The sequence below is a fragment of the Agromyces sp. SYSU T00194 genome (genome assembly GCF_040496035.1).
GTDB lineage: Bacteria > Actinomycetota > Actinomycetes > Actinomycetales > Microbacteriaceae > Agromyces > Agromyces chitinivorans.
The window spans coordinates 1,754,130-1,779,259 of sequence record NZ_JBEPJZ010000001.1 but is presented as its reverse complement, the minus strand read 5'-3'; the positions used below and the strand labels follow the sequence as shown (position 1 = coordinate 1,779,259).

Below are 25,130 nucleotides of genomic sequence, written 5' to 3'. Positions count from 1 at the left end.
CGGCGATGCCGGGTCTTAGCGCCGGGTGCCGTCGAAGAGCGCCCGGAAGGTGAAGCCCGCGAGCAGTGCGCCCACGATCGGGAACACGATGAACGCCCAGAGCATCGCGAGCGCGTCGCCGCCGCCGTAGATCGCGGTCGCGATCGAGCGGGCCGGGTTCACCGACGTGTTGTCGATCGGGATGGTCGCGAGGTGGATGAGCGTGACCGTGAGGCCGATCACGAGCCCCGCGAACGCGGGATTGCCGCGGCTGGGGTGGGTGACCCCGATCACGACCGCGACGAGCAGGGCGGTGAACACGATCTCGACGACGATCGCCCCGGCGATGCCGAACCCGCCCGGCGAGAGCGCGTCCCAGCCGTTGCTCGCGAACCCGCCCTCACGGGCTGCCTCGAACCAGCCGCCCTGCGACGAGCCGATGAGGGCGATGATGCTCGTCGCGGCCGCGCCGCCCAGCACCTGCGCGACGACGTAGCCGCCGGTGTCGCGCCACGGGAAGCGGCCCGCTGCCGCCAGCCCGAGCGTCACGGCGGGGTTGAAGTGCCCGCCCGAGATCGGGCCGAACGTGTAGGCACCCGCCATGATGGCGAGCCCGACCGCGAACGCCACGCCGACGAAGCCGACGCCGAGCGAGCTGCCGTTGTCGCCGACGCCGAAGTCCGAGGCGAACAGCGCCGCGCTGATGAGGCCGAGCACCAGCACGAACGTGCCGAAGAACTCGGCGGCGAGCGTCGCGAACGTCGACGGACCGGCGGGTGCCTCGCTCGGCGTGTGCTCGAGCGGCGTGGACGCGACCGGCTGCTCGGGTCGTGGATCTGACATGGAGTCCCCCTTCTCCTCGCGCGCGCGTGCGCGCTCGGGTGCACGCTACTCCGGCAGAGAGGCCGACGCGATCATCCCGCGACCGGCGGGGCGTGTCGGGCTCAGTCGGCGACCGGCGCGCGCTCGGCCTGCTGCGCGTACAGCCGCGCGTAGACCCCGTCCGCCGCGAGCAGGTCGGCGTGGGTGCCCCGCTCCACGATGCGCCCGCCCACGATCACGAAGATCACGTCGGCGGCGACGATCGTCGAGAGCCGGTGCGCGATCGCGATGGTGGTCCTCCCCCGGGCGGCATCGTCGAGCGCGTCCTGCACGACGCGTTCCGAGATCGTGTCGAGCGCGCTCGTGGCCTCGTCGAGCACGAGCACCTCGGGGTCCTTCAGCAGCACGCGCGCGATCGCGATGCGCTGCTTCTCGCCGCCGGAGAGCCGATAGCCGCGCTCCCCCACGAGCGTGTCGTACCCGTCGGGGAACGACGTGATCGTCTCGTGCATGTTCGCGGCGCGTGCCGCGCGCTCGAGCTCGGCGTCCGTCGCATCCGGCTTCGCGTACCGCAGGTTGTCGGCGATCGACGCGTGGAACAGGTAGGTCTCCTGGCTGACGATGCCGATGTGCGACAGCAGGGAGCCCGCGCGCAGGTCGCGCACGTCCTCGCCGGCGAAGCGCACGGCGCCTCCGGCCGCGTCGTAGAGGCGCGGCACGAGGTAGGAGATCGTGGTCTTGCCCGCCCCCGAGGGCCCGACGAACGCCGCGAACTGCCCCGGCTCGATGCGGAACGACACGTCGTCGATCGTGGGCGGCGCGCTCTCCGGGGCATCCGGGTACGCGAAGGACACGTGGTCGAACTCGACGCTGCCCACGGCGCCGCCGGCGGGCACCTCGCGCGCGTCCGGGGCATCCGTGATCGCCGGCTGCAGGTCGAGGTACTCGAAGATGCGCGCGAACAGCGCCGATGAGGTCTGCACGTCGAGCGCCACCCGCATGATGCCGAGCATCGGGAAGAGCAGCCGCGCCTGCACGGTCGTGAACGCGACGATGGTGCCGGCCGTGATGTCGGCGTCGCCGCCCGTGATCAGCCACCCCGACACGAGGTAGACGATGGCGGGGATCGACGACAGGAAGATGTTCACGAGCGCGAAGAACCACTGCCCCGACATCACCTGACGCACCTGCAGGCCGATCTGGTTGCGGTTCTCCTCGGAGTAGCGAGCGGTCTCGGCGGCCTGCCGGGTGAACGACTTCGACAGCAGGATGCCCGACACCGACAGGGTCTCCTGGGTGATCGCGGTCATCTCCGACAGCGACTCCTGCGTCTTCGCGGCGATCTTCGCGCGCACGCGGCCGACGCGCCGCTGCGCGAGCGCCATGAACGGCATGAGCACGAGCGCGATCAGCGTGAGCTGCCAGCTGAGCAGGAGCATGGCGACGAACGCGGCGATGACCGTGACGGTGTTGCCGAGCACGCTCGAGACGGTGTTGGTGAGCACGGATGCCACGCCGCCGACGTCGTTCTGCAGGCGCGACTGGATCACGCCGGTCTTCGTGCGCGTGAAGAACGCGAGTTCCATCGACTGCAGGCGCTCGAACAGCTGCACGCGCAGGTCGCCCATGACCTTGTTGCCGATGTTCGCGGTGAGCCAGGTCTGCCAGACGCCGAGCATGGCGGAGACGATGAAGATGGCGATCATGAGGCCCACGATCTCGGCGAGCACGCCGAGGGCCGGGCCGCCGCCGCCGGTCGGGAAGAGGCCGTCGTCGAAGGCGCGCTCGGTGAGCAGCGGCGGCACGACGGTGAGCGCGGCGCCGACGAGCACGAGCGCGACGACGACCGCGAGGCCGGCGCGGTAGGGCCGGAACAGTGCGGCGATGCGGCGTCCGAGGTGCGGGATCGTCGGCGCGGCGGCGTTCTCGGCGCGCTGGGCGTCCTCGTCGGCGGCGGAGATCCGCGTGCGCGGCTTGCCCATGCGTCCGACCTGTCCGCCGGGCCCGCCGCCGGGCGGTCCGCTCTGGCCGTGGAGTGTCATGCACCCCACCCTAGACGATGCATGCACCTAGACATGCAATTTCGCCGCCAGCGCACCGCCTGAGGTCATCGCCGTTTCAGGACTCGGCCACGCACGGCAGCGGGCCCGCCGCGCGATGCGCCGGGCCCGCGCAGTGCGATCGGGCGCCGGGCGGCCTACGGCAGCTCGCCCGCGATGAACTCGCAGGTCGCCTGGAGCTTGTCGCGCCCGCTCACGTCGGCGCCGAGGAGTTCGTTCGGCACGTTCGGCAGGCCGACCCGCGGCGAACCGGCGAACGCCGACGAGTGCTCGCCCTGCGAGTAGCCGGGCACCTCGGAGATCGCGTACTTGGTCAGCTGCCCCCAGTTGCAGTCCGGCGGCGCGGCGTGCGCCGGCGCGGCGAGCCCGACGGCGAGCAGGCCGGCGGCTGCGGCCCCGATCACGATGTTCCCGATCATGCGTTCCATCCCCCTGTCACGGGACGACCCGGACGCACGGGATGGGCCCGGCCGTCGCGTCCCTGCGTCGGCCGGGCCCCTGTTTCCCCCGGTGCCGGCCCCCTGATGCCGGCGAGTCCTGGAAGGTGTCCCTGCCCTCGACGCTAGTGCGGAACCGAGGAGAGGTCAACATTTCAGATGCGTTGAACTCTTGAATGATCGGGGATTTTCCGTCGACGCACAGCGTCGCCCGGTCGCGGCTCCCCACCGCGACCGAGCGTCCGCGCCCGCGGTCCCGCGCCCGGCGTCAGCCCTTCGTCGATCCGGCGAGCAGCCCGCGCACGAAGTACCGTTGCAGGCTGAAGAACACGATCAGCGGCACGACCAGTGAGACGAACGCGGCGGCCGTCAATCGTTGCCAGTCCTGCCCACGACTTCCGGTGAGCTCCGCCAATCGCTGGGTGAGCGGCGCGACGTCCTGCGTGCCGCCGGAGAAGATCAGCGCGACGAGCAGGTCGTTCCAGACCCAGAGGAACTGGAAGATCGCGAACGACGCGATCGCCGGCATCGCCAGCGGCAGCACGATCCGGAAGAAGATCTGGCCGTGGGATGCTCCGTCGACGCGCGCCGCCTCGATGACGTCGCTGGGGATCTCCGCGATGAAGTTGTGCAGCAGGAAGATCGCGAGCGGCAGCGCGAAGATCGTGTGCGCGATCCACACGGGCAGGTAGTTCTGCTCGGGGATGATCGGCACCACGTCGTGCAGCCATGCCTGCATGGGGCGCAGGTACGTCGAGAAGAACTGCAGCAGCGGCACCAGCGCCATCTGCAGCGGCACGATCTGCAGCGCGAACACCACGATGAAGAGCACGTGCACGCCACGGAACTTGATCCAGGCGAACGCGTACGCGGCCATCGATGCGAACACGAGCGGGAAGATCGTGGCGGGGATCGCGATCGCGATCGAGTTCACGAAGTACGCGCCCAGCTGCGGCGACGACAGCGACGGCGACAGCAGCACGTCCTGGTAGTTGTCCAGCGTGAAGCCGGGGTTCTGGAAGATCGTCCACCATCCGGTCGTGCGGATGAGTTCCGCCGGCCGGAACGACGACAGGAACAGCCCGAAGGTCGGGATGGTCCAGAGCACCGCGATGATCAGTGCGGCGATCGTCGCGGTGCGCGACGTGAGTCGCTTCTTCACGCGGGCGGGCTTGGACTCCTCGCGCTCGAGCCCCCGCTCGATGTCCTGCTCGGTCTCGCGGTCGGGGGGCAGGACCTCCGACGTTCCGGTGGTGCTCATCGGATCTCCCTCTGCTGGCGCAGGATTCTGATGTTGTAGATGATGATCGGCATCACCATCACGAACAGGATGAGTGCGAGCGCCGAGCCGCGGCCGACCTCGCTCGCGCGGAACGCCTGCGTGTACATCTCGTTCGCGACGACCGAGGTGTTGAAGTTACCGGCGGTCATCGTGCGCACGATGTCGAAGACCTTCAGCGTGGCGATCGAGATCGTGGTCAGCACCACCACGATCGAACCGCGGATGCCCGGGACCGTGACGTTGCGGAACCGCTGCCAGGCGTTGGTGCCGTCCAGTTGCGCCGCCTCGATCTGCTCGGTCGGGATGCCCTTGATCGCGGCGCTGAGCACGACCATCGCGAACCCGGTCTGGATCCAGATCATCACCACGATCAACAGGATCGTGTTGATCGGGTCGGTCTGCAGCCACTGCACGGGTTCACCGCCGAACGCCACGACGATGGCGTTCAGCAGGCCGATCTGCTCGCGATCGCCCGAGCGGTACTCGTACACGAACCGCCAGATGATGCCCGCGCCGACGAACGAGATCGCCATCGGCATGAACACCAGGGCCTTGAAGTACCGCTCGCCGCGCGACCGGTCGATGAAGATCGCATAGGCGAGGCCCACCACGGTCGCGAAGGTCGGGACGAGGAGCACCCAGATCACGGTGTTGATGAGGGTGCGGATGGCTGCGGGCTGCGTGAACATCCAGATGAAGTTGTCGAGCGACCACGCGCCGGAGTTGTCCTGGAACGCCAGGAACGTCGTGCGGATGGCCGGCCAGACGAGGCCGATGGCGACCAGGATCAGGGCCGGGGCCAGGAATCCCGCGAGTTGCCAGTAGTCGCGGCCCTTCTTCGGGGCCTTGTCGATGAAGAAGATGATGAGGCCGACGATCGCCGCGAACACGACGAGTCCCATCACCACCTGCAGGATCTTGCCGATGAGGTCTTCGGTCGTCACCGTGTCTCCCGTTTCGTCATTGAAGCTGGGGGTGCGGAGGGGGCGGGTCGAGCCCGCCCCCTCCGATCATGCCGCGTTCGCGGCGGGGTGCGCTAGCTGCTGGGCCAGCTCGCCTCGATCGCGTCGACGACCGACTGCGTGTCGGCGCCCGTCACCCAGTCGACGATGCCGCTCCAGAAGGAGTCGGCGCCGACGGCACCGGGCATCAGGTCGGATCCGTCGAACCGGAACGTGGTCTCCGGGTCCTGGAGGATCTCGATCGACTGCACGAGCAGCTCGCTCGACGCGTTCTGCGGGTCGACGCCGAGGTTGGCGCTGATCACGCCGCCGAGGCTGACGCGGTTGTTCGCCCAGGTATCGCTCGAGAGGAAGGTGCGGACCACCTCGACCTCCTCGGCGTCGGTGAACGCGGTCACGATCTCGCCACCGCCCGTGACGGCCTGCGGGTCATCGGCGTTCTCCGGCGGGAGCAGGAAGCCGAACACGTCGCCGTTGGACGCGACCGTGGCGGCATCGCCGCCCTCCGGGTTCCAGAAGGTCTCGTAGAACGAGGCCTGGTGGTGCAGCGAGCACTCGCCGTCGAGGATCGGGAGTCCGGCCGTACCGAACGCCTCGGTGACCAGCGTCGAGACGTCGCCGATGCCGCCGTTGACCATGTCCTCGTTCTTGAGGTAGTAGCCCACCTCGTCGAACGCGTCGATGATGCCCTGATCGTTGAACGGGATCTCGTGCGTCACCCACTGGTCGTAGTAGTCGGCGCCCTGCAGGCGCAGCACGTAGTCCTCGATCCAGTCGGTGCCGGGCCAGCCGGTCGCGACGCCGGACTCGAGACCGACGCACCACGGCTTGTGGTCGCCCGCGGCCGCGATCTCGTCGGACAGGTCCTTCAGCTCGTCGAGCGTGGCCGGGATCTCCCAGCCGTTGTCCTCGAACTCGCTCGGCGAGTACCAGATGTAGCCCTTGATGCTCGACATCAGCGGCGCACCGTAGAAGGTGTCGTCGACCGTGCCGTAGGCCTTCCAGTCCGCGGTCCACCACTCGTCGACGTTCGCCTCGACCGACTCGGATGCCGGGATCAGCCACCCGCCGTCGGCGAGCCGTGCCACGAGGCCGGGCTGCGGGACGAACCCGATGTCGGGCGCGTTGCCACCTTCGGCGAGCACCGCGATCTGCGCCTCGAACTCCTGCGAGCCCTGGTAGTCGATCTCGATGCCGGTGCAGGTCGAGAAGTCGGACCACGACTCGACGAGCCGGTCCGCCTCGATGTCGACGATGGTGCCGCCGATCGTGACGCTCGCGCCGTCGTAGGTGCCGTACTCCTCGTAGTCCGAGCAGTCGACCTCGCCGGCGTCCTCATTGGCGATGTCCCCCGTACAGGCGGTGAGCGCGAAGCCGACGGTGGCCACCGCAGCGAGCGGCAGGAGCAGTCGGCGCTTCCGAATGGTGCTCATCTCTCTTCTCCTCGTTGAGTTGGAGTTCCTGGGAACCGCTTCGGCGGAACCGGTTCCAGCCCTACGCTATGCACCGCCGGCATGGAGGCACAAGGAGTGGTATGTCACGAATCGGTCACGTCGGCGGTGCAGAATTGGAACCGGTTCCGCCCGAGCGGCCCGGAGGCTACACTCGGCCCTGCATGTCCCGACGGAGGGAGGCGACGGTGCCGTCCATCGCGGATGTCGCGCGCCTCGCGGGCGTCTCGAAGGCCACGGCCTCGCGCGCGTTGAGCGGCCGCGGGGCTGTCTCGGCCGCGACGCGCGACCGCGTGCTGGCCACCGCGTCGGAGATCGGCTACATCGCCTCGCCCAATGCGGCGAGCCTCGTGACGGGCCGCAGCAAGTCCATCGGGGTGATCATCCGGTTCGTGAACCGGTGGTACTTCGGCGAGGTGCTGGAGGGGCTCGAGCGCGCGCTGCTCGACCGCGGCTACGACCTGGTGCTCTACAACCTCGCGGTCGCGCCGGAGGCGCGCGAGCGCATCTTCGACTACTACCTGCAGCGCCGGCGCGTCGACGCCGTGATCGGCGTCGACGTCGACCTCTCGTTCGAGGAGTCCGACCGGCTCGCACGCACCGGGCGCCCGGTCGTCTCCATCGGCGGCCAGATGCACTCGGCAGCGGTGCGCCTGGCCGTGGACCACCGCGCCACGGCCCGGCTGGCGACCCAGCACCTACTGCACCTCGGGCACCGCGAGATCGTGCTGCTGGGCGGCGCGGAGGCCGAGGCCGATCGCGAGGGCGTGCAGGGCAGCCGCGTGGAGGGCTACCGCGACGCGATGGCCGCGGCGGGCATCCCGGACGCGCCGTACGTGCCCACCGAGTACTCGATGTCGGGCGGGTTCGAGGCCGCGCTGCAGCTGCTCGGCGACCCGTCGCACCGGCCGACCGCGGTGTTCGCCGCGTGCGACGAGATCGCCTTCGGCACGCACATCGCCGCCCGCAGGCTGGGCCTGCGCATCCCCGCCGACCTCTCGATCATCGGCATCGACGGCCACGACAACGCGGAGATGTTCGGGCTGACCACGATCGAGCAGCGACCGGGTGCGCAGGGCGAGCTGGCGGTGCGCCTGGCGATGACGCTCCTCGGCGAGGAGGACGCGGGGCCGGCGCCGCACGACATCGACCTGCCGGTCAGGCTGGTGGTGCGTTCGAGCACGACCGCGCCGTCGCGGTGAGCCGGGCGCACCTCGTGCGGCGCGTTCAGGTGGCGTCGCCGGCGGTGATCGCCTGCGCCTCCTCGAGCGCGGACTCCGCGGCCGGCCCCTCGCCGTCCACCCGGCGCAGCACGCGCGCGCCGGCGACGACGATCACCACGGCGGCGAGCACGGCGCCCGCCGCCGCGTAGTAGGGCACGTCGGGAGCGAAGGCGCGCGCGAGCTCCGCGGCCGCGGGCGGCGCGACGGCCCCGCCCAGGAAGCGCACCGCCGAGTACGCGCTCGACGCGACCGAACGCGGCAGGTCGGTCGCCTCCATCACGCACTCGGTCAGCACGGTGTTGACGATGCCGAGGACGAGCCCGCCGATCACGATGCACGCGACCAGCGCGGCCGGGTCGTCGATGAGCACGCCGGCGGCCACCAGGTCGAGCGCGAGCAGGGGCAGCGCGAGCCGCAGCACCGTGGTCCGGCGCAGGCGAGCGGTCAGCAGCGGGGCGACGAGCACCGAGGTCAGCGCGAGCCCGAGTCCCCAGCCGAAGAACGTGAGGCCGAGACCCAGCGCACCGAACCCCAGCGGGAACGGCGAGTACGCCAGCAGCACGAAGAAGCCGATGTTGTAGCAGAGCGCGGCGGCCGCGAGCACGGCGAGCGCCGGCTGGCGCAGGGCGCGGATCGGCGCCGAGAGCCGGGTGGGCTCGCGGGGCGCGGCCGGGTCCTCGCGGAGGAACACCAGCAGTGCGATCACGCCGATCGCCATGAGGGCGGCCGTGCCGAAGAACGGACCGCGCCAGCTGACGCTGCCGAGCAGCCCGCCGAGCAGCGGCCCGATGGCGATGCCGAGGCCGAGCGCCGCCTCGTACAGGATGATGGCCGACGCGGAGCCGCCCGAGGCGGCGCCGACGATCGTGGCGAGCGCCGTCGAGATGAAGAGCGCGTTGCCGAGCCCCCAGCCGGCGCGGAACCCGATGATCGACTCGACGTCCTGCGAGAGGCCGGCGGCGGCCGCGAAGACCACGACGAGCACGAGGCCGATGAGCAGCGTGCGCTTGGCGCCGATGCGACTGGAGATCCAGCTCGTGCCGAGCATCGCGAGCCCCGTCACGAGCAGGTAGCTGGTGAACAGCAGCTCGGCCTCGGTCGGGGTCGCGTCGAGCCCGTCGGCGATGGCCGGCAGGATCGGGTCGACGAGCCCGATGCCCATGAACGCGATCACGCAGGCGAAGGCGACGGCCCACACGGCCTTCGGCTGGCGGAGCACGGCTCCAGCGGATGCGGTGCCGTGCCCGCTCACCTGCGGGCCGCCGCGTCGGGTGCGGATGCCTCGTCGTCGACGTCGGCCCGGGGCGCGATGCGCCCGGCCACATGGGCGTTGATGGTGGCCGCCGCGGTCGCGAGCGCGTCGACCTGCCCGCGGTCGAGGTCGGTGAAGAGCGGGAGCATGGCGGTGCCGAGGCGCTCGCGCCACTCCTCGAGCGCCGCCTCCCCCTTCGACGTGATGGCGATCTGCCAGGCGCGCGCGTCGTCGCGGTCGGCGATGCGCCGCACCCACTCGGCGTCGGCGAGGTTGCGGATGAGCTTGGTCATGGTCGGCTGGGAGACCCGGCTCTCCTCGGCGAGCTCCCCGAGGCGCATCGGCCCGGAGCTGCGCAGCACCGACAGGGTGCGCCACACGGCGGGCGACTCGGTGCCGCCGGCCGCCTTGGCGGCGACCCGGGTGAGGCGGGTCGCGGCGCTCACGACCTCGACGAGGACCTGCGCGATCTCGACCTCGCGCGGGGTCTGCTGGGGTACCTGCATGCCACGAGGCTACAACATAGCGCGGCTATCTATGTAATCCGGATGCCTACGGCCGCCGGACTCCGACGGTCAGCCCGCGAACGGCGCCCCGACCCCGCTGAACGTCGACTGCTCGGCCACGACCCTGGCGGCCCAGTGCTCGAGGCCGCGCACGACGAGGTGCTCGCCGTCGCCGTCGCGCACGCGCTCGACGTGCTCCGACGCGATCGGTCGCGCGTCGGCTCCGGTGCGCACGGCATCGAGCACGCGGGTGAACGCGCCGGTCGCGGCGAGCGGCACGAGCAGCTCCGCGCCGTCGACCGCGTGGTCGACCAGGTTCTCGAGCAGCGATCGGCGCTCGTGCCGCGTGGTCTCCGGGAACGGCTCGCCCGGGCGCACGACCTGCACCACGTCGAGCGTGTACCAGAACACGATGCGCCCGAGCTCGCCCTCGACGGTGACGCAGGGCTCGCTGCGCCGCGACGCCGTGAGGGCGAGCGCGCCGGCGAGCGAGCGTCCGTCGGCGAGCCGCACGACGAGCGACGACGTGTCGTCGGCGTCGATGTCGTTGGCGCGCAGCAGGTCGAGCTCGACGGACGCGATGTCCTCGGCGCCGGTGGCGCCCGCCACGGCGAGCGCCGTCGCGACCGCGTGCGCGAGCGGGTTCGTGACCGCGCCGTCCACGACGGGCACCCCGTCGAGTTCGCGGCGGCCCGCCCAGTCGCTGCGGGTCCAGTAGTCGACCGCGCGCACCCAGGTGCCGAGCGCCCCGTACGCGCGCACCTCGCCGACTGCCCCGCCCGCGGCGAGCGCGCGAACGGCGTCGACCCCCGCCGAGCCGAGGCTCTGGAACCCGACCTGCACCGCGCGTTCGGCGGCGCGGGCGGCGGCGGCGAGCTCCTCGAGCTCGACGAGCGACGGCGCGGGCGGCTTCTCGAGCAGCACGTGCGCGCCCCCGGCGAGCGCGGCGCGCGCGAGCGGCACGTGTGTGTGGATGGGCGTCGACAGCACGACCACGTCGAGGTCTGCGTCGGCGATCATCGCGGCAGCGTCCGCGAAGAGGGCGGCGTCGCCGACCGCGACGTCGGGCGCCCGGTGGTCGGCGACCGCGACCAGGCGTGCGCGCCCGGCGCGCTCGAGCCGCAGCGCCTCGGCGACGTGGGTCGCGCCGTGTCCGTGGATGCCGGCGACCCCGATGCGCGTCGGCTCGCCCGGCGCGTGGGCCGGCGGCATCCGCTCAGTCATCGGCGGCGAGGCGCCCGGCGAGCCCCGCGAGCTCGTCGGGGTCGGTGATGACCCGGTCGATCAGCAGCGCGTCGAGGCCCAGCTCGACGGTGCCGCCCTCGGGCACGTGCAGCACCTCGTCCCACGCGAGCGCCGGCCCGATGCCGACGTACTCGGCGACCCTGGCGAACCAGGGCAGCGGGGCGCCTCCCGGCTGGAGCATGAGCACGGTCGCCTTCCGCTCGGGGTCGACGACGGCGAACCAGGGCGAGCGCGAGCCGTGGCCGAGCTCCTCGCCGATGCCGTCGGCGGTGACCACGATCGCCCTCCACTCGGGGAAGCGCCAGAAGATGCCGCCGTACCCGGCACCCTCGCGCCCGTTGGTGGCGGGCGAACCGAAGTCGAGCGCGCCGAAGTTCGCCGTGAGCACGGTGCGCCAGCGCAGCACCCAGGCGTCTCCCTCGCCCACGCGCACAGGCGATCCGGTGAGGGTGCGCACCTCGCTGAGCTGCGCGACGTTGCGCTCGTCGATCCAGGTGAGGCGCTCGGTGAGCGTCTCGCCGTCGACGTGTAGTTCGTCGCGCCGCTGGCGTCCCTGGTTCTCGAGCATGACCGAGCCGACCTCGGGCATGTAGGTGCGCCCGCCCCAGTACGACGTGCCGTTGATGTCGGGCAGCGCCACCCCGATGCCGAAGTGGTGCAGGTGGTCGGTCGGGTGGCTGTCGGTGACGCGCACGCCGCCGAGCGTCTCGACCGGGTGCAGGAACGGGCGTGGCGAGAGCACGGAGTCGATCGTCGTGCCCTCCTCGTATCGCGCGACCACGCCGTCGCCGATGCGCAGCAGCGGTCGGCCGGGGCTCAGCCAGCCGGTCGCCTCGGGGGCGGGCCCGGTGCTGCCGCGCACCTCGAGGATGGGACGATAGGAGAGCGGATGCGTCGCCACGGCGCCCGCGATCGCGCCCTTGAGCCGTTGCCAGGCCTGTTCGCCGATCTCGACGCGGGGCACCGACATGGTCGTGAGCGACGGTGCGGAGAAGCGCGAGAGTGGGATGTCGTCGATGCCGGCGACCGAGATCTCGCCGGGGACGTCGACGCCGACCTCGCGAAGGCGGGCGAGCAGGCCGAGCGCCGCGAGGTCGTTGAACGCGATCGCGCCGGTCGCGCCGGACGCGAGCACGGCGTCGGCCGCCCGGTATCCGTCCTCGACCTGCGAGCCGGCGGCGACGTCGATGACCTCGAAGCCCGGGTGCCTGGCGACCAGCTCGGCGAGCCCGCGGCGGCGGAGCACGTCGGCGTACGACTGGGGCGGGCCGGAGAGGTAGGCGATGCGCACGTGCCCCAGCGAGATGAGGTGCTCCCCCAGGGCGCGGATGCCGCTCTCGTAGTCGACCGAGAGCTCCGCCGCGGGGTCCCCGGCGACCGGGCGGTTCACGACCACCACGGGGCCGACGCGGCCGACCAGCGTCTCGAGCCGCTCGTCCGACATGCGCGGGGCGACGAGCACGAGCGCGTCGCAGCGCGACCGGGCCTCCAGCACGACCTCCTCCTCGTCGCCCACCCGTTCTGCGGTGTCGGCGACGAGGACGCGGTAGCCGTCGGCGTAGGCCGCGCGACTGAGCCCCTTGAGCACGCCCTGGAACATCGGGTTCTCGAGGTCGGGCACGACCAGGGCGATGGTGTTGCTGCGTCCGCGCACGAGGTTGCGTGCCGCGGGGCTGGGCGAGTAGTTGAGCTTCTCGACCGCGTCGCGCACCTTCGCGGCGATGGCGGGGTCGACGGTCTGGTTGCGGTTGAGCACTCGCGAGACCGATGCTTGGGACACGCCCGCGAAGGCGGCCACCTGCGCGATCGTGACCGGTCGGGGCGAGGTGTGCGTCACGGGTTTCCTCCGCTGGGGATCAGAAATCGTTTACCGGATTCTAGCGCCGAGCGGCGCCTCTGGGCGCGAAATCGCAGGTGAAAGCGATTTCCGCCGAGGAAGGCGAGCGGCTGCCGCGTCAGGCATCGCGGCAGCCGCTCCGAGACGGCCCGGGAGGAACCGTCGTCAGTGGGAGGTCGTCACATCGCGTCGTCGAGCGCGCGCTGCAGTTCCTCGATGAAGGCGGCGGCCGCCTCCTCCGGGGTCAGCTCGCCGAACAGCACCTTCTGGGTGTTCTGGTCGATGACGTCCTCGATCGCGCCGCCACCCGGGGGCGTGGCGGGCGGCGCGTCGCCGACCTCGGGAGCCAGCGCGTCGAGGTACTCGACGACCGACTTGTTGACCTCGTCCAGCTGCGGGGTCACGTAGGCGCGGATCGCCTCGTTCGCGGGGACGCCGCGCTCGGTCAGCAGCAGGTCCGCGGCGTCCTCGCTGTTGGCGAGGAAGTCGAGGAACAGCGCGACCTCCGCGGGGTGCTCGGTCTTCGATGAGGCCGACCAGAACATGGACGGCTTGTAGTACGGCGAGCCGTCGGCCGAGCCCGGCACGCGCAGGGCGACGAGGTTCTGGCCGCTCGCGTCGCGCAGCGCCTGCACCTGGTTCGACCACCACGGGCCGAAGGCCGACTCGTTGGTCGCCGTGAACGACTCCGCCAGGCCGCCGGCCTCGCGCTCGATGGTCGCCGACGGGTCGGGCAGCGCGCCCGCGTCGGTCGAGTCGAGCAGGAACTGCCACCACGAGGCGAGGTCCTCCTCGGTCGCGGCGATGCCGCCGTCGGCCGAGTAGAGGTCGCTGCCCTGCTGGCGCAGCCAGTTCTTGAGGCCGCCGTCCTCGAAGCCCCACGACTGCGAGCCCACGACGTCGCCGCCGCTCGCGTCGCTGACGGCCTGGGCGGTCGCGACGAACTCGTCCCACGTCCACGTGGTGTCGTCGGGCAGCTCGATGCCGTACTCGTCGAGCAGGTCGAGGTTCGCCATGTAGGTGTAGGAGTTGATGCCCACCGGGATGCCGTACTGGGTGCCGTCGAGCGCGCCCGTGCCGAGCACCGCCGCCGGGAAGTCGCCGGTGTCCAGCGACTCGAGCGAGCCGAGGTCGAGCAGCACGCCGTTGGCAGCGTACGTCGAGAGCTGCTTCTCGTCCATCTGGATGATGTCGGGGATGTCGCCGGCGGCGACCGAGGTCGACAGCTTGTCCCAGTAGCCCGACCAGTCGGTGTACTGCGGCTCGACCGTGATGTTCGGGTTCTGCTCCTCGAACACCTCGATGAGCTGCTCCGTGATCTCGTGACGGGTGTCGTTGCCCCACCAGGTGAAGGTGAGGGTGACCGGCTCGTCGGAGAGCTCCTGCTCCCCGGTCGAGCCGCCGCCGGCGCAGGCGGTGAGGGCGAGCGTCGCTGCTGCCCCCAGGGCCGCCGCGGCAACGGTGGTGCGGCGTGTGATGCCTCGCATGTGATGCGTCCTTTCGGTGTGTGCGGATGGTGCGGTGCGGGTGGAGCGGCGGGCGCGTCCGGGCGCCCGGCCGTCGTGACCGGCGGGCCCGGTCACTTGATCCCCGTCGTCGCGATGCCCTTGATCAGGAATCGCTGGCCGAAGAGGAAGATCAGGAAGATCGGCAGCAGCGCCACGACGCTCATGGCGAACATCTCGCCGAAGTTCGTCGCGCTGTCCGCGTCCACGAACGCGCGCAGCGCGAGCGGGACGGTGTACAGGTCGGGCTTCGTCAGGTAGATGAGCTGGCTGAAGAAGTCGTTCCAGGTCCAGATGAAGGTGAAGATCGCGGCCGTCGCGAGGGCCGGCACCATGAGCGGCAGGATCACCTGCGCGTAGATGCGGAAGTGGCCGGCGCCGTCGATGCGGGCGGCCTCGTCGAGCTCGCGCGGGATGCCGCGGATGAACTGCACCATCAGGAAGACGAAGAACGCGTCGGTCGCGAGCAGCTTCGGCACGATCAGCGGCAGGAACGTGTTGACCCAGCCGACCTGGGAGAACATCACGTACTGCGGCACGATGATCACGTGGATCGGGAGCATGATCGACACGAGCATGATCGCGAACCAGAGCCGCTTCGCCGTGAACTCGAGGCGGGCGAACGCGTAGGCCGCCAGCGAGCACGAGACCAGGTTGCCGACGATGCATCCGAGCACGACCAGCGACGAGTTCAGCAGGTACACGTTGAACGGGTACGACAGCGCGTTCCACCCGTCGACGTAGTTCGACACCTCGAAGCTGTCAAGGATGATGCCCGGCTCCCGGAAGATCACCTCGGTCGGCCGGAGCGAGCTCACGACCATCCAGATCACCGGGTAGAGCATGAGCACCGCGGCGATGATGAGCAGCGCGTGGCGCAGCAGGCTGAGCAGGGGGCGTCGGAACACTCGTCGGCGGCGTCTCGCCTCCCGCACGTCGTCCGCCGGCAGCGCCGTCACGACCGACTCGGTCAGGGGTTCGGGATCGGTCACGGTGTCAGTCCTGGTCATCGTAGAAGACCCAATACTTCGAGGCCCAGAAGTTGAGCGCGGTGAATGCGGCGATGATGACCAGCAGCAGCCAGGCCATCGCGGACGCGTACCCCATGTCGAGGTTCGCGAAGCCGCGGTCGTAGAGGTACAGCGTGTAGAAGAGCGTCGAGTCGATCGGGCCGCCGGTGCCGCCCGAGACGATGTACGCCTGGGTGAACGACTGGAACGCGCCGATGATCTGGAGGATCAGGTTGAAGAAGATGATCGGCGTGAGCATCGGCATCGTGATGCGCCAGAACTGCTGCCAGCGTCCGGCCCCGTCGACGGAAGCCGCCTCGTAGTACATGACCGGGATCTGCCGGAGCCCGGCGAGGAAGATCACCATGGGCGAACCGAAGGTCCAGACGTTCAGGATCATGAGCGTGCCGAGTGCCGTGTCGGGGCTCGAGATCCAGCCCTGCCCCTCGATGCCGAAGACGGCGAGCACTTGGTTGACCAGGCCGTCGACGCCGAAGATCTGCCGCCAGAGCATCGCGATCGCGACGCTCGCGCCGAGCAGCGACGGCAGGTAGAACGCCGAGCGGTAGAACGACAGCCCGCGCAGGCCGCGGTCGAGCACCACGGCCAGCAGCAGCGCGAGGGCGAGCTGCAGCGGCACCGAGATGAACACGTACGAGAACGTGACCTCGATCGACGTGTGCAGCCGGTCGTCCTCGAACATGCGGACGATGTTGTCGATGCCGTTGAACCGCGGCGGGCTCAACAGGTTGTAGCGGGTGAACGAGAGCACGAGCGATGCGGCCATCGGCCCGACGGTGATCAGGAAGAGCCCGAGGAACCACGGAGCGAGGAACAGGAACGCCGCCCGGTTCTGCTTCCGCCCGCGTGACGTGGCGGGCGCGGGGCCGTCGCCCGTGCCCTTCATGCGCCGCAGCTCGCCGAGCGCGCTCATGCGAGCACTCCCCGGTCGCGGCCCCGAGGGCGGGTCGGTCCGGACGGCCGAGCCGTCCGGGGTGGTGCTGATGCCAACATCGGCCTCCGATCATCGTCGTTGATCATCGGTGAGAAAGCGCTATCTCACTTGATGCACATTTCTAACAGCAGCGGACGCCTCGCGCAAGCGCTTTCCCAGAATTCATGCGGGGTCGTGACGCGTTCGTGACCCAGAAATGGCTTTCTGAGAACGAGCTCAGGAAGCGCTCTCCGACGCGTGTCGGAGAATCTGGGGGCCATGCGGAGAACGACGGCGGGAACTCGGCGCCCGTTCCGGATCGGCCCGGAGACGCGAACGAGGGCGCCGCCTCCGGACGAATCCGGAAGCGACGCCCTCGGCGTCGTGCGAGCCCCCGAGCGGGGGCGCGTACTACTTGAGCGTGACGGTGGCGCCGGCGGCCTCGAGGGCCTCCTTCGCCTTGTCAGCGGCGTCCTTGGCGGCAGCCTCGAGGACGGCCTTGGGGGCACCGTCGACGACGGCCTTGGCCTCGCCGAGGCCGAGCGAGGTCAGCTCGCGGACGACCTTGATGACCTGGATCTTCTTGTCGCCGGCGGCCTCGAGGATGACGTCGAACTCGGTCTTCTCCTCCTCGGCGGCGGCCTCGCCACCCGCGGCCGGAGCACCGGCAGCGGCAACGGCGACGGGGGCGGCCGCGGTGACCTCGAAGGTCTCCTCGAACGCCTTGACGAACTCCGAGAGCTCGATGAGGGTCAGGCCCTTGAACTGCTCGAGCAGCTCCTCAGTGGACAGCTTTGCCATTTCTAATCTCCTTTGTTGGTGTACTCACCGCATGCGAGGCTCGCGCCTACGCTGCGGACTCCTGCTTCTGACGCAGCGCGTCGACCGTGCGAACGGCCTGCGACAGCGGTGCGTTGAACAGATATGCGGCTCCGAACAGCGAGGCCTTGAAGGCGCCGGCGAGCTTGCCGAGCAGCACTTCGCGGGACTCGAGGTCGGCGAGCTTGCCTACCTCTTCGGCGGTCAGGGGCTTGCCATCGAAGTAGCCGCCCTTGACCACGAGGAGGGGGTTCGCCTTGGCGAAGTCACGCAGCGACTTCGCGACGGCGACGGGGTCGCCGTGCACGAACGCGATCGCCGACGGACCCTGGAGGTCGTCGTCGAACGCGGAGATCCCGGCCTTGTTGGCAGCGATCTTCGTGAGCGTGTTCTTCACCACGGCGTAGCTCGCGTCCTCACGGATGGCGTTGCGCAGCTCCTTGAGCTGGGCAACCGTGAGGCCGCGGTATTCAGTCAGCAGAACGGCGGTCGAACCCTCGAACTTCTCCGTGAGTTCGGCAACCGAGGCTTCCTTGTTCGCCATGGCCACTCCTTATGTCTTCTTCGCGTCACACGGGCTGTGGGACGCGGCTTCCGACCGGCGGCATGAGAAAAGCTCCGGCGCAAGCGCACGGAGCTGGAGATTCGGGAATCGCGTCCCGGACGTCTGTTCGTGTCACCTGCGTGGGCCCGTGCTCTCGCACTGCTTCGATCGGCTCGCGTTTCCGCGCACCGACGACCGACGGTCTTTGGCTCAGATCATGCTAGCGGATGCGACGGGCCCGGCCAAATCCGCTCGGATCGGCCGGGCCCGAGGGCGTTCGTCAGTCCTCGTTCAGGCGCGCGAGCAGCGTCGCGAACTGCTCGACGTCGCGCTCGGGCCAGGCGCCGAGGCGCTCGCGCAACTCCGCCTGGGCACCCGAGCGCACCTGGCTGACGCGCTCGATGCCGAGCGGCGTCGCCTCCAGCAGGCGCGCCCGCGCATCGTGCTCGTCGACACGGCTCACGACGAGCCCCAGGTCGACCAGGATGCGCATCTGGCGACTGACCACCGACTTGTCGGTCGCCAGTCGTTCGGCCAGCGCGCCGGCGTGGGCGGGACCGCTGCGCACGAGCAGGCCGAGCAGCTTGTAGCCGACCGGCTGGAGGTCGGGGTGCACGCTCGCAGCCTGCGCCTTCCAGATGGCACGTACCCGGTTGAAGAGCACGCCGAGCTGCACCTCGACCGCGCCGATGGCGCGTTCGGTGCCGTCGACGGGTGCGTCGGCGGGAGTCTGCTCGAGCGTCATGGCAGGCATCCTAGATCAGCGACCGTCGCGCCCACGCGGAACGTGACGCCCCGCGTCATCGGCGCCGCCCGCACCGCGCGGGGCCGACTCGAGCGGCTCGACCGCGCCCATGCCGAGCTCGGCGTCGGCCAGCTCGACCGCGGCCTCCTCGGCCTCGGCGGCGAGGCGCTGCGCGGCGTTCACCGTCTGGAGCGGACGGTTCGGCAGGAAGCAGATCGCGATGAGGCTGATCACGGCGAGCGGCACCGCGATGAGGAAGACCTCCGCGACGCCGAGCCCGTAGGCCGACTCGACGACCGTGCGCACCGGGCCGGGCAGCTCGGACACGTTCGGGATCGTCCCGTCGGCGAGCGCCTGCGCGCCCGCGAGCTCGCTCGGGTCGAGGTCGCCCAGGCCGTCGCGGATCAGGTCGGCGATGCGGGTGCCGAGCACGGCGCCCATGACCGAGACGCCCACGGTGCCGCCGAGGCTGCGGAAGAACGTCACGCCGGCACTCGCGGCGCCGAGCTGCTGCACGGGCGTGTCGTTCTGCACGACCAGCACGAGGTTCTGCATGACCATGCCGAGGCCCGCACCGAGCACGAACATGAACAGCGCGACCCAGCCGTAGGGGGTGTCGTAGTGCAGCGTGCTCATGAGCAGCAGGCCGGCGATCGCGAGCACCGAGCCCGTGACCATGTAGCGCTTCCACTTCCCGAACCGGCTGATCAGCTGCCCGGCCACGATCGAGGAGCCCATCTGGCCGACGATCAGGGGGATGGTGAGCAGGCCCGACTCGGTCGGGGTCGCGCCGCGCGCGAGCTGCATGTACTGCGCGAGGAAGATGGTCGTGCCGAACATGGCGACGCCGACCGAGAGGCTCGCGACGACCGCGAGCGAGTACGTGCGGTTGCGGAACAGCGACAGCGGCACCATCGGCTCCTCGACGACCAGCTCGACGATGACCGCCGCCACGAGCGCCAGCACCGCCCCGCCGACCATCAGGAACGACTCCAGCGAGTTCCACTCGAACTGGCTGCCGCCCATGGTGACCCAGACGAGCAGCAGGCTGATGCCGGCGGCGATCAGCGCGGCGCCGAGGTAGTCGATCTTCACCTTCCGCTTCGGTCGCGGCGGCAGGTGGAGGGTAGCCTGGATGAGCAGCACCGCGGCGATCGCGAACGGCACGGCGACGAAGAAGTTCGCACGCCAGCCGATGCCGTCGGTGATGAGCCCGCCGACGAGCGGGCCGCCGATGGTGGCGACGGCCATGACCGAGCCGATGAGGCCCATCCACCGACCGCGCTCGCGCGGGGAGATGATGTCGGCGATCACGATCTGCACGAGCGCCATGAGGCCGCCCGCCCCGAGCCCCTGCACGACCCGGAAGCCGATCAGCATCGACGCGTCCTGCGCGAACCCGCCGAGCACCGAGCCGATCACGAACAGGACGAGCGCGAGCTGCACGAGCAGCTTGCGGTTCACCAGGTCGGAGAGCTTGCCCCAGATGGGTGTGGAGACGGTGGTCGCGAGCAGCGCCGCGGTCACCACCCACGTGTAGCTCGACTGGTCGCCGCCCAGGTCGGAGATGATCCGCGGCAGCGAGGTCGAGACGACCGTGCCGGACAGGATGGCGACGAACATGCCGAGGATGAGCCCGGAGATGGCGTTGAGCGTGGCGCGGCGCGACATGGGCGCGGGCGCGGCGTCCGGAACGACCGGCGTGGATGCGGTGGCGGTCACGGGATCCCTTCGCTGAAAGTTGATGACGGTCAACCATATGCCTATGGTTGACCGCTGTCAACTTTCTTCGGGCCGAGGCGAGCGGATGCCTCGCGGCCGACGCCACGGCTCCTGCCGGGCCGTCGCTCAGGCCAGCGGCAACCGCACGGTGAACACGGTGCGGCCCGGCGCGCTCTCGACCGCGATCTCGCCGCCGTGCGCCACGACGACGGCCCGCGCGATCGCGAGTCCGAGGCCCGTGCTGCCGGTCGCGCGCGAGCGCGAGGCGTCGCCGCGCGCGAAGCGCTCGAACAGCGTGCGCTGCAGCTCGGGGTCGATGCCCGGACCGTCGTCGGTCACGGTCACCACCGCATCGCCCTCGGTCGTCGTGAGGGTCACCGACACGGTGGTGCCCTCCGGCGTGTGCACGCGTGCGTTCGCGAGCAGGTTGGCGAGCACCTGGTGCAGTCGCGACAGGTCGCCCGAGACGACGACCGGCTCCTCCGGCACCTCGAGCTCCCAGCGGTGGCTCGGCCCCGCGACGTGCGCGTCGCCGACCACGTCGACCACGAGCGACGAGAGGTCGACGTCGTCATGGCGGAGCTCCCGGCCCTCGTCGAGGCGGGCGAGCAGCAGCAGGTCGTCGACCAGGGCCGACATGCGCAGCGACTCCGACTCGATGCGGTCGAGGGCGTGCGCCGCGTCGGGCGGCACCTCCTCGGTGCTGCGCCGGGTCAGCTCGGCGTAGCCGCGGATCGACGCGATCGGCGTGCGCAGCTCGTGGCTCGCGTCGCCGACGAACCGGCGCACCTTGGCCTCGCTCTCGGCGCGCGCGGTGAGCGCGGCGCCGACGTGGTCGAGCATGCGGTTGAAGGACGCCCCGACGCGGCCGACCTCGGTGCGCGCGTCGGTGTCGCCGTCGGGCACCCGCTCGGCGAGCTCGACCTCGCCGCGCTCGAGCGGGAGCGTGGAGACCCGCTCGGCGGTCGCCGCCACGCGCTGCAGCGGCGCCAGCTGCCGCCGGATCACGAGGCTGCCGATGAACGCGGCCAGCACCAGCCCGGCGATCGCGACCAGCGAGATGACGGTCGCGAGCTGCGCGGTGGTCGCCTCGACGATCGCGAGCGGGAGGGCGATCACGAAGCGGTCGCCGCCGGGGGTGCCGACGACCATCGCACGATAGGCGCCGAGCTCGCCGCCGAGGTTGACCGAGTGCGGCGCGAAGTCGGCCGGAACGTCCGACAGCACCGCGAGCTGGCCGGCGTCGAGCTGCTCGATCTCGCCGTCCTCCTCGAGCACGGCCGCCTGGCGCACCTCGCCGTCGATCATGATGCCCGCGATCGTGCCGACCGACTGGCCGCGGGCCGCGAGCACCCGGCCGTCGTCGTCGTAGTCGCCGCCGGGGGGCGGCTCGATGACGGCCACCCGCCCGCGCTCGGTCGCCGAGACGAGCTGGCTGTCGACGCGGTCGACGAGGTTCGCGTGCACGACGACGACGCTCACGGTGCCGACGATCGCGCTCACGGCGGCGAGCAGCGCCACCAGCGCGACGATGAGGCGCCGCTCGAGCGTCCAGGGCGCGCGTGCGCGTGAGGCATCCGTCACGTCGTGGCCTTGATCATGTAGCCGGCGCCGCGCACCGTGTGGATCATCGGCTCGCGACCCGCGTCGATCTTCTTGCGGAGGTAGGAGATGTAGAGCTCGACCACGCTGGCCTTGCCGCCGAAGTCGTACGACCAGACCCGGTCGAGGATCTGCGCCTTCGAGAGCACGCGGCGCGGGTTGCGCATGAGGAACCGCAGCAGCTCGAACTCGGTGGCGGTCAGCTCGATGGCCTCGCCCGCGCGCGCCACCTCGTACGAGTCCTCGTCGAGCGTGAGGTCGCCGACCGCGAGCACGGGGTCGGTCGCGGCGGTCGAGCGCACGAACCGGCGGATGAGTCCCCGGAGCCGGGCCACGACCTCCTCGAGGCTGAACGGCTTGGTCACGTAGTCGTCGCCGCCGGCGGTGAGCCCCGCGAGCCGGTCGTCGAGCGAGTCCTTCGCGGTGAGGAAGAGCACGGGCGTCTCGTCGCCCTCGGTGCGCAGTCGCTGCAGCACCTCCAGCCCGTCGATGTCGGGCAGCATCACGTCGAGCACGATCGCGTCGGGGCGGAACTCGCGGGCGACGCGCATGGCGGCGTGGCCGTCGGCGGCGGTGCGCACCTCCCAGCCCTCGTAGCGGAGGGCCATCTTCAGCAGGTCGGCCAGCTGCGCCTCGTCGTCGACGACGAGCACGCGCACCGGGCTGCCGTCGGGCTTGGCGATGGCGGGGCTGCGGTGTTCGGCGTGCGGCTGCTCGCGGCTCAGTGAAGAGGGCATGACTCCAGTATCCGCATCTTCCTATGCGGCGCCTATGGGCGGGCTGTGGAGTTGCGTGAGGCATCCATAGGGTCCCCACAGGTGCGGCCGAGCACCGCCATAGCACCGCCTCCTACCGTCGCTGCTGCCGGCCGGGCGCCCCTCTCCGGCCGGCACCCCGACCACCGAAGGAGACCGATGTTCCTCACCTACCTGCGCCGCGAGCTCGCGGGACGACGCAGACAGACCCTCATCGTGGCGATCGGCATGGCGCTGGCCATCGCCCTCGTCATGATCGTCAACGCGCTCTCGGGGGGCGTGCGCGACGCACAGGCATCCGTGCTCGAGTCGGTCTACGGCGTCGGCACCGACGTCACGATCACCCAGGCGCCCACCGGCCCCGGCGAGGGCGGCCCCGGGGGCGGCCGCTTCGAGTTCGGCGCCGACGACGGCGAGACCGACGACGCCGAGGGCTCGACCACGGTCTCCGACTCGCGCCTGACGGCCGGCATGGGCACCGCGACCTTCGACGCCACCGCGCTCGACACGGCGCTGTCGACCGACGGCGTGGCGGATGCCGCCGCGGCGCTGTCGCTCACCAACACGACCTTCTCGGGCGAGCTGCCCGACTTCTCGCAGATGCAGGGCGGCGGGGCACCGGGCGAGGACGGCGGCCAGCAGCCGCCGACCGGGGGCGCGGACGGCGCCGGCGGCAGCGCCTTCGACGTCGACTCGTTCACGGTGCTGGGCATCGACCCCGCGGCATCCGCCCTCGGCCCGCTGTCCTCGGCGGCCGTGACCGATGGGCGCGGGCTCGAGGCGGCGGATGCCGGCGCCGACGTCGCACTCGTCGACTCGGCGTACGCCACGACCGCGGAGCTCGCGGTGGGCGACACCATCGACGTGGGCGGCACGAGCATGGAGATCGTCGGCCTCGTGACGGCCGACACCGCGGACGCGTCGACCGGCGCGAACGTCTACCTGCCGCTCGACACCGCCCAGGCGCTCGCGGGACTCGAGGGCCAGGTCTCCACGGTGTACGTGCAGGCCGCGTCGTCGACCGACATCGCCGCAGTGCAGGCGAGCCTCGAGGAGGCGCTGCCCGACGCGACCGTGAACACGCAGGAGGACCTCGCGTCGTCGGTCTCGGGCTCGCTCGCCTCGGCGTCGACGCTCGTGTCGTCGCTGGGCCTCTGGCTCTCGGTCGCGGTGCTCGCCGCGGCGTTCCTCATCGCCGTGCTCTTCACCGTGTCGGGCGTCACCCGCCGCACGCGCGAGTTCGGCACGCTCAAGGCGATCGGCTGGTCGAATCGCCGCGTGGTCGGCCAGGTCGCGGGCGAGTCGCTCGTGCAGGGCCTCATCGGCGGCGCGCTCGGCATCGTCATCGGCCTCGTCGGCATCGGCGTCGTCACGCTCGTCCAGCCCACGCTGTCGGGCTCGGCCGGGTCGGTGCAGGCGTTCGGCGGCGACGGCGGCGGCATGGCCGCCGCGGCCGCCGACGGCGGTGATCGCATGGGCCTCACCGGGGGCGGCGGGGCGTTCGGCGCGGCCACGACCACGACCTCCGACATCGTGCTCACCGCACCCGTGACCGTCTCGGTCGTGCTGGTCGCGGTCGGCCTCGCGGTGCTCGGCGGCCTCGTCGCCGGCGCGATCGGCGGCTGGCGCGCCTCCCGGCTGCGCCCGGCCGAGGCCCTCCGGAGCGTCGCATGAGCGCCGCGGCCACGACCTCGATCACCCTCCCCACCCCGGCCGAGCCGGCAACCCCGAAGGGAACCGCCATGTACACGCTCGACAAGGTCGGCAAGACCTACAAGCAGTCGTCGCGCACCGTCACCGCGCTGAAGGACGTCTCGCTCACCATCCCCTCCGGCCAGATGGTCGCGATCCAGGGCCCGACCGGCGGCGGCAAGTCGACGCTGCTGCAGATGCTCGGCGCCCTCGACCGCCCGACCTCGGGCGACGTGCGGCTGGGCGACGACCTGCTGTCGAAGCTGCCCGACCGACGGCTCGCGAAGCTCCGGGCGAAGGAGATCGGGTTCGTCTTCCAGGGCTTCAACCTGATTCCGACGCTCACGGCGCAGGAGAACGTCGAGACGGCGCTCGAGCCGCACGGCGTGCCCGCCGACGAGCGCCGCCGTCGGGCATCCGAGGCCCTCGCGTCGGTCGGGCTCGCCGAGCGCGCGGGCCACGTGCCGAGCGAGCTCTCGGGCGGGCAGCAGCAGCGCGTCGCGATCGCGCGGGCGCTGGTGAAGGAGCCCGACGTGCTGCTGGCCGACGAGCCCACGGGCAACCTCGACGAGCAGACGCGCGACGAGATCATGGACCTCCTCGAGGGCCTCTGGCGCGATCGCGGGCTGACGCTCGTGATCGTGACCCACGACTCCGCGGTCGCCAAGCGCGCCGAACGGCGGCTGCGGATCGCGGGCGGATCGGTGCAGGAGATCTGACCCGCGCCCCCGGTGGCGGGTGCGGCT

Annotated in this window: 22 protein-coding genes; 3 read left to right on the top strand and 19 right to left on the bottom strand. The window is 71.0% G+C overall.

The features are described from left to right. Window positions 1-15: 15 nt before the first annotated feature. The 6 genes from ABZK10_RS08165 to ABZK10_RS08140 all read right to left on the bottom strand — a co-directional run bounded on the left by ABZK10_RS08165 (window position 16) and on the right by ABZK10_RS08140 (window position 6,975). On the bottom strand, window positions 16-822 hold the full coding sequence (locus tag ABZK10_RS08165) for an aquaporin (protein ID WP_353808685.1): 807 nt from the start codon (window positions 820-822) through the stop codon (window positions 16-18). Between the two features lie 101 nt (window positions 823-923). Beyond that, the gene (locus tag ABZK10_RS08160) at window positions 924-2,843 is read right to left on the bottom strand and encodes an ABC transporter ATP-binding protein (RefSeq protein WP_436408499.1); all 1,920 of its coding nucleotides are present in this window, start codon (window positions 2,841-2,843) and stop codon (window positions 924-926) included. A 155-nt stretch (window positions 2,844-2,998) separates the two neighbouring features. Continuing rightward, window positions 2,999-3,280 (bottom strand): hypothetical protein, encoded by a 282-nt coding sequence (locus ABZK10_RS08155; protein WP_353808684.1) that lies wholly within the window; start codon window positions 3,278-3,280, stop codon window positions 2,999-3,001. A gap of 286 nt (window positions 3,281-3,566) precedes the next feature. After that, window positions 3,567-4,559 (bottom strand): carbohydrate ABC transporter permease, encoded by a 993-nt coding sequence (locus tag ABZK10_RS08150; protein WP_353808682.1) that lies wholly within the window; start codon window positions 4,557-4,559, stop codon window positions 3,567-3,569. After that, the gene (locus tag ABZK10_RS08145; RefSeq protein ID WP_353808681.1) at window positions 4,556-5,524 is read right to left on the bottom strand and encodes a carbohydrate ABC transporter permease; all 969 of its coding nucleotides are present in this window, start codon (window positions 5,522-5,524) and stop codon (window positions 4,556-4,558) included. The genes ABZK10_RS08150 and ABZK10_RS08145 overlap by 4 nt, the downstream gene beginning before the upstream one ends. Before the next feature lie 92 nt (window positions 5,525-5,616). Next, window positions 5,617-6,975, bottom strand: a complete 1,359-nt coding sequence (locus ABZK10_RS08140; RefSeq protein WP_353808680.1) for an ABC transporter substrate-binding protein — start codon at window positions 6,973-6,975, stop codon at window positions 5,617-5,619. A gap of 182 nt (window positions 6,976-7,157) precedes the next feature. Between ABZK10_RS08140 and ABZK10_RS08135 the strand changes: the two genes are divergently transcribed. Further along, window positions 7,158-8,195 carry a LacI family DNA-binding transcriptional regulator gene (locus ABZK10_RS08135; RefSeq protein ID WP_353808679.1) on the top strand — a complete coding sequence of 346 codons (1,038 nt, stop codon included), beginning with the start codon at window positions 7,158-7,160 and terminating at the stop codon, window positions 8,193-8,195. 25 nt (window positions 8,196-8,220) lie between these two features. Here the strand turns inward: ABZK10_RS08135 and ABZK10_RS08130 are convergent, their stop codons facing one another. From ABZK10_RS08130 to ABZK10_RS08070, 13 genes are all read right to left on the bottom strand, one after another. Beyond that, complete coding sequence (locus tag ABZK10_RS08130; protein ID WP_353808678.1) at window positions 8,221-9,468, bottom strand: MFS transporter; 1,248 nt, start codon at window positions 9,466-9,468, stop codon at window positions 8,221-8,223. Next, a complete protein-coding gene (locus ABZK10_RS08125) occupies window positions 9,465-9,974 on the bottom strand; it encodes a MarR family winged helix-turn-helix transcriptional regulator (RefSeq protein WP_353808677.1) in 510 nt (169 codons plus the stop codon). The genes ABZK10_RS08130 and ABZK10_RS08125 overlap by 4 nt, the downstream gene beginning before the upstream one ends. A gap of 69 nt (window positions 9,975-10,043) precedes the next feature. Continuing rightward, window positions 10,044-11,186 (bottom strand): Gfo/Idh/MocA family oxidoreductase, encoded by a 1,143-nt coding sequence (locus ABZK10_RS08120; protein WP_353808676.1) that lies wholly within the window; start codon window positions 11,184-11,186, stop codon window positions 10,044-10,046. A gap of 4 nt (window positions 11,187-11,190) precedes the next feature. Next, window positions 11,191-13,056, bottom strand: a complete 1,866-nt coding sequence (locus ABZK10_RS08115; RefSeq protein ID WP_353808675.1) for a DUF6807 family protein — start codon at window positions 13,054-13,056, stop codon at window positions 11,191-11,193. Between the two features lie 179 nt (window positions 13,057-13,235). Next, window positions 13,236-14,543 (bottom strand): ABC transporter substrate-binding protein, encoded by a 1,308-nt coding sequence (locus ABZK10_RS08110; RefSeq protein WP_353808674.1) that lies wholly within the window; start codon window positions 14,541-14,543, stop codon window positions 13,236-13,238. 92 nt (window positions 14,544-14,635) lie between these two features. Continuing rightward, window positions 14,636-15,406 carry a carbohydrate ABC transporter permease gene (locus ABZK10_RS08105; protein ID WP_353809637.1) on the bottom strand — a complete coding sequence of 257 codons (771 nt, stop codon included), beginning with the start codon at window positions 15,404-15,406 and terminating at the stop codon, window positions 14,636-14,638. 151 nt (window positions 15,407-15,557) lie between these two features. Beyond that, window positions 15,558-16,505 carry a carbohydrate ABC transporter permease gene (locus ABZK10_RS08100; protein WP_436408498.1) on the bottom strand — a complete coding sequence of 316 codons (948 nt, stop codon included), beginning with the start codon at window positions 16,503-16,505 and terminating at the stop codon, window positions 15,558-15,560. A 411-nt stretch (window positions 16,506-16,916) separates the two neighbouring features. Then, on the bottom strand, window positions 16,917-17,306 hold the full coding sequence (rplL, locus tag ABZK10_RS08095) for a 50S ribosomal protein L7/L12 (protein ID WP_353808673.1): 390 nt from the start codon (window positions 17,304-17,306) through the stop codon (window positions 16,917-16,919). A gap of 46 nt (window positions 17,307-17,352) precedes the next feature. Beyond that, the gene (rplJ, locus tag ABZK10_RS08090; RefSeq protein ID WP_353808672.1) at window positions 17,353-17,868 is read right to left on the bottom strand and encodes a 50S ribosomal protein L10; all 516 of its coding nucleotides are present in this window, start codon (window positions 17,866-17,868) and stop codon (window positions 17,353-17,355) included. A gap of 280 nt (window positions 17,869-18,148) precedes the next feature. Continuing rightward, complete coding sequence (locus ABZK10_RS08085) at window positions 18,149-18,613, bottom strand: MarR family winged helix-turn-helix transcriptional regulator (protein ID WP_353808670.1); 465 nt, start codon at window positions 18,611-18,613, stop codon at window positions 18,149-18,151. Between the two features lie 15 nt (window positions 18,614-18,628). After that, on the bottom strand, window positions 18,629-20,284 hold the full coding sequence (locus ABZK10_RS08080; RefSeq protein ID WP_353809635.1) for an MDR family MFS transporter: 1,656 nt from the start codon (window positions 20,282-20,284) through the stop codon (window positions 18,629-18,631). Window positions 20,285-20,461: 177 nt separating this feature from the next. Beyond that, complete coding sequence (locus tag ABZK10_RS08075; RefSeq protein WP_353808669.1) at window positions 20,462-21,919, bottom strand: sensor histidine kinase; 1,458 nt, start codon at window positions 21,917-21,919, stop codon at window positions 20,462-20,464. Then, window positions 21,916-22,674 (bottom strand): response regulator transcription factor, encoded by a 759-nt coding sequence (locus ABZK10_RS08070; RefSeq protein ID WP_353808668.1) that lies wholly within the window; start codon window positions 22,672-22,674, stop codon window positions 21,916-21,918. Before ABZK10_RS08070 ends, ABZK10_RS08075 begins: the two co-directional genes overlap by 4 nt. A 177-nt stretch (window positions 22,675-22,851) precedes the next feature. Here ABZK10_RS08070 and ABZK10_RS08065 point away from each other — a divergent pair, with 177 nt between their 5' ends. Both ABZK10_RS08065 and ABZK10_RS08060 read left to right on the top strand, forming a co-directional pair. Beyond that, complete coding sequence (locus ABZK10_RS08065; RefSeq protein ID WP_353808667.1) at window positions 22,852-24,366, top strand: ABC transporter permease; 1,515 nt, start codon at window positions 22,852-22,854, stop codon at window positions 24,364-24,366. 68 nt (window positions 24,367-24,434) lie between these two features. Then, a complete protein-coding gene (locus ABZK10_RS08060; RefSeq protein WP_353809634.1) occupies window positions 24,435-25,103 on the top strand; it encodes an ABC transporter ATP-binding protein in 669 nt (222 codons plus the stop codon). Window positions 25,104-25,130 lie beyond the last annotated feature (27 nt).

Coding starts and splice junctions, on each gene's coding strand:
- ABZK10_RS08150 (WP_353808682.1), bottom strand. CDS start 4,559: ATGAGCACCACCGGAACGTCGGAGGTCCTGCCCCCCGACCGCGAGACC.
- ABZK10_RS08155 (WP_353808684.1), bottom strand. CDS start 3,280: ATGATCGGGAACATCGTGATCGGGGCCGCAGCCGCCGGCCTGCTCGCC.
- rplJ (WP_353808672.1), bottom strand. CDS start 17,868: ATGGCGAACAAGGAAGCCTCGGTTGCCGAACTCACGGAGAAGTTCGAG.
- ABZK10_RS08160 (WP_436408499.1), bottom strand. CDS start 2,843: ATGACACTCCACGGCCAGAGCGGACCGCCCGGCGGCGGGCCCGGCGGA.
- ABZK10_RS08120 (WP_353808676.1), bottom strand. CDS start 11,186: ATGCCGCCGGCCCACGCGCCGGGCGAGCCGACGCGCATCGGGGTCGCC.
- ABZK10_RS08165 (WP_353808685.1), bottom strand. CDS start 822: ATGTCAGATCCACGACCCGAGCAGCCGGTCGCGTCCACGCCGCTCGAG.
- ABZK10_RS08085 (WP_353808670.1), bottom strand. CDS start 18,613: ATGACGCTCGAGCAGACTCCCGCCGACGCACCCGTCGACGGCACCGAA.
- ABZK10_RS08140 (WP_353808680.1), bottom strand. CDS start 6,975: ATGAGCACCATTCGGAAGCGCCGACTGCTCCTGCCGCTCGCTGCGGTG.
- ABZK10_RS08080 (WP_353809635.1), bottom strand. CDS start 20,284: ATGTCGCGCCGCGCCACGCTCAACGCCATCTCCGGGCTCATCCTCGGC.
- ABZK10_RS08065 (WP_353808667.1), top strand. CDS start 22,852: ATGTTCCTCACCTACCTGCGCCGCGAGCTCGCGGGACGACGCAGACAG.
- rplL (WP_353808673.1), bottom strand. CDS start 17,306: ATGGCAAAGCTGTCCACTGAGGAGCTGCTCGAGCAGTTCAAGGGCCTG.
- ABZK10_RS08100 (WP_436408498.1), bottom strand. CDS start 16,505: ATGAGCGCGCTCGGCGAGCTGCGGCGCATGAAGGGCACGGGCGACGGC.
- ABZK10_RS08125 (WP_353808677.1), bottom strand. CDS start 9,974: ATGCAGGTACCCCAGCAGACCCCGCGCGAGGTCGAGATCGCGCAGGTC.
- ABZK10_RS08135 (WP_353808679.1), top strand. CDS start 7,158: ATGTCCCGACGGAGGGAGGCGACGGTGCCGTCCATCGCGGATGTCGCG.
- ABZK10_RS08105 (WP_353809637.1), bottom strand. CDS start 15,406: ATGCTCTACCCGGTGATCTGGATGGTCGTGAGCTCGCTCCGGCCGACC.
- ABZK10_RS08060 (WP_353809634.1), top strand. CDS start 24,435: ATGTACACGCTCGACAAGGTCGGCAAGACCTACAAGCAGTCGTCGCGC.
- ABZK10_RS08110 (WP_353808674.1), bottom strand. CDS start 14,543: ATGCGAGGCATCACACGCCGCACCACCGTTGCCGCGGCGGCCCTGGGG.
- ABZK10_RS08070 (WP_353808668.1), bottom strand. CDS start 22,674: ATGCCCTCTTCACTGAGCCGCGAGCAGCCGCACGCCGAACACCGCAGC.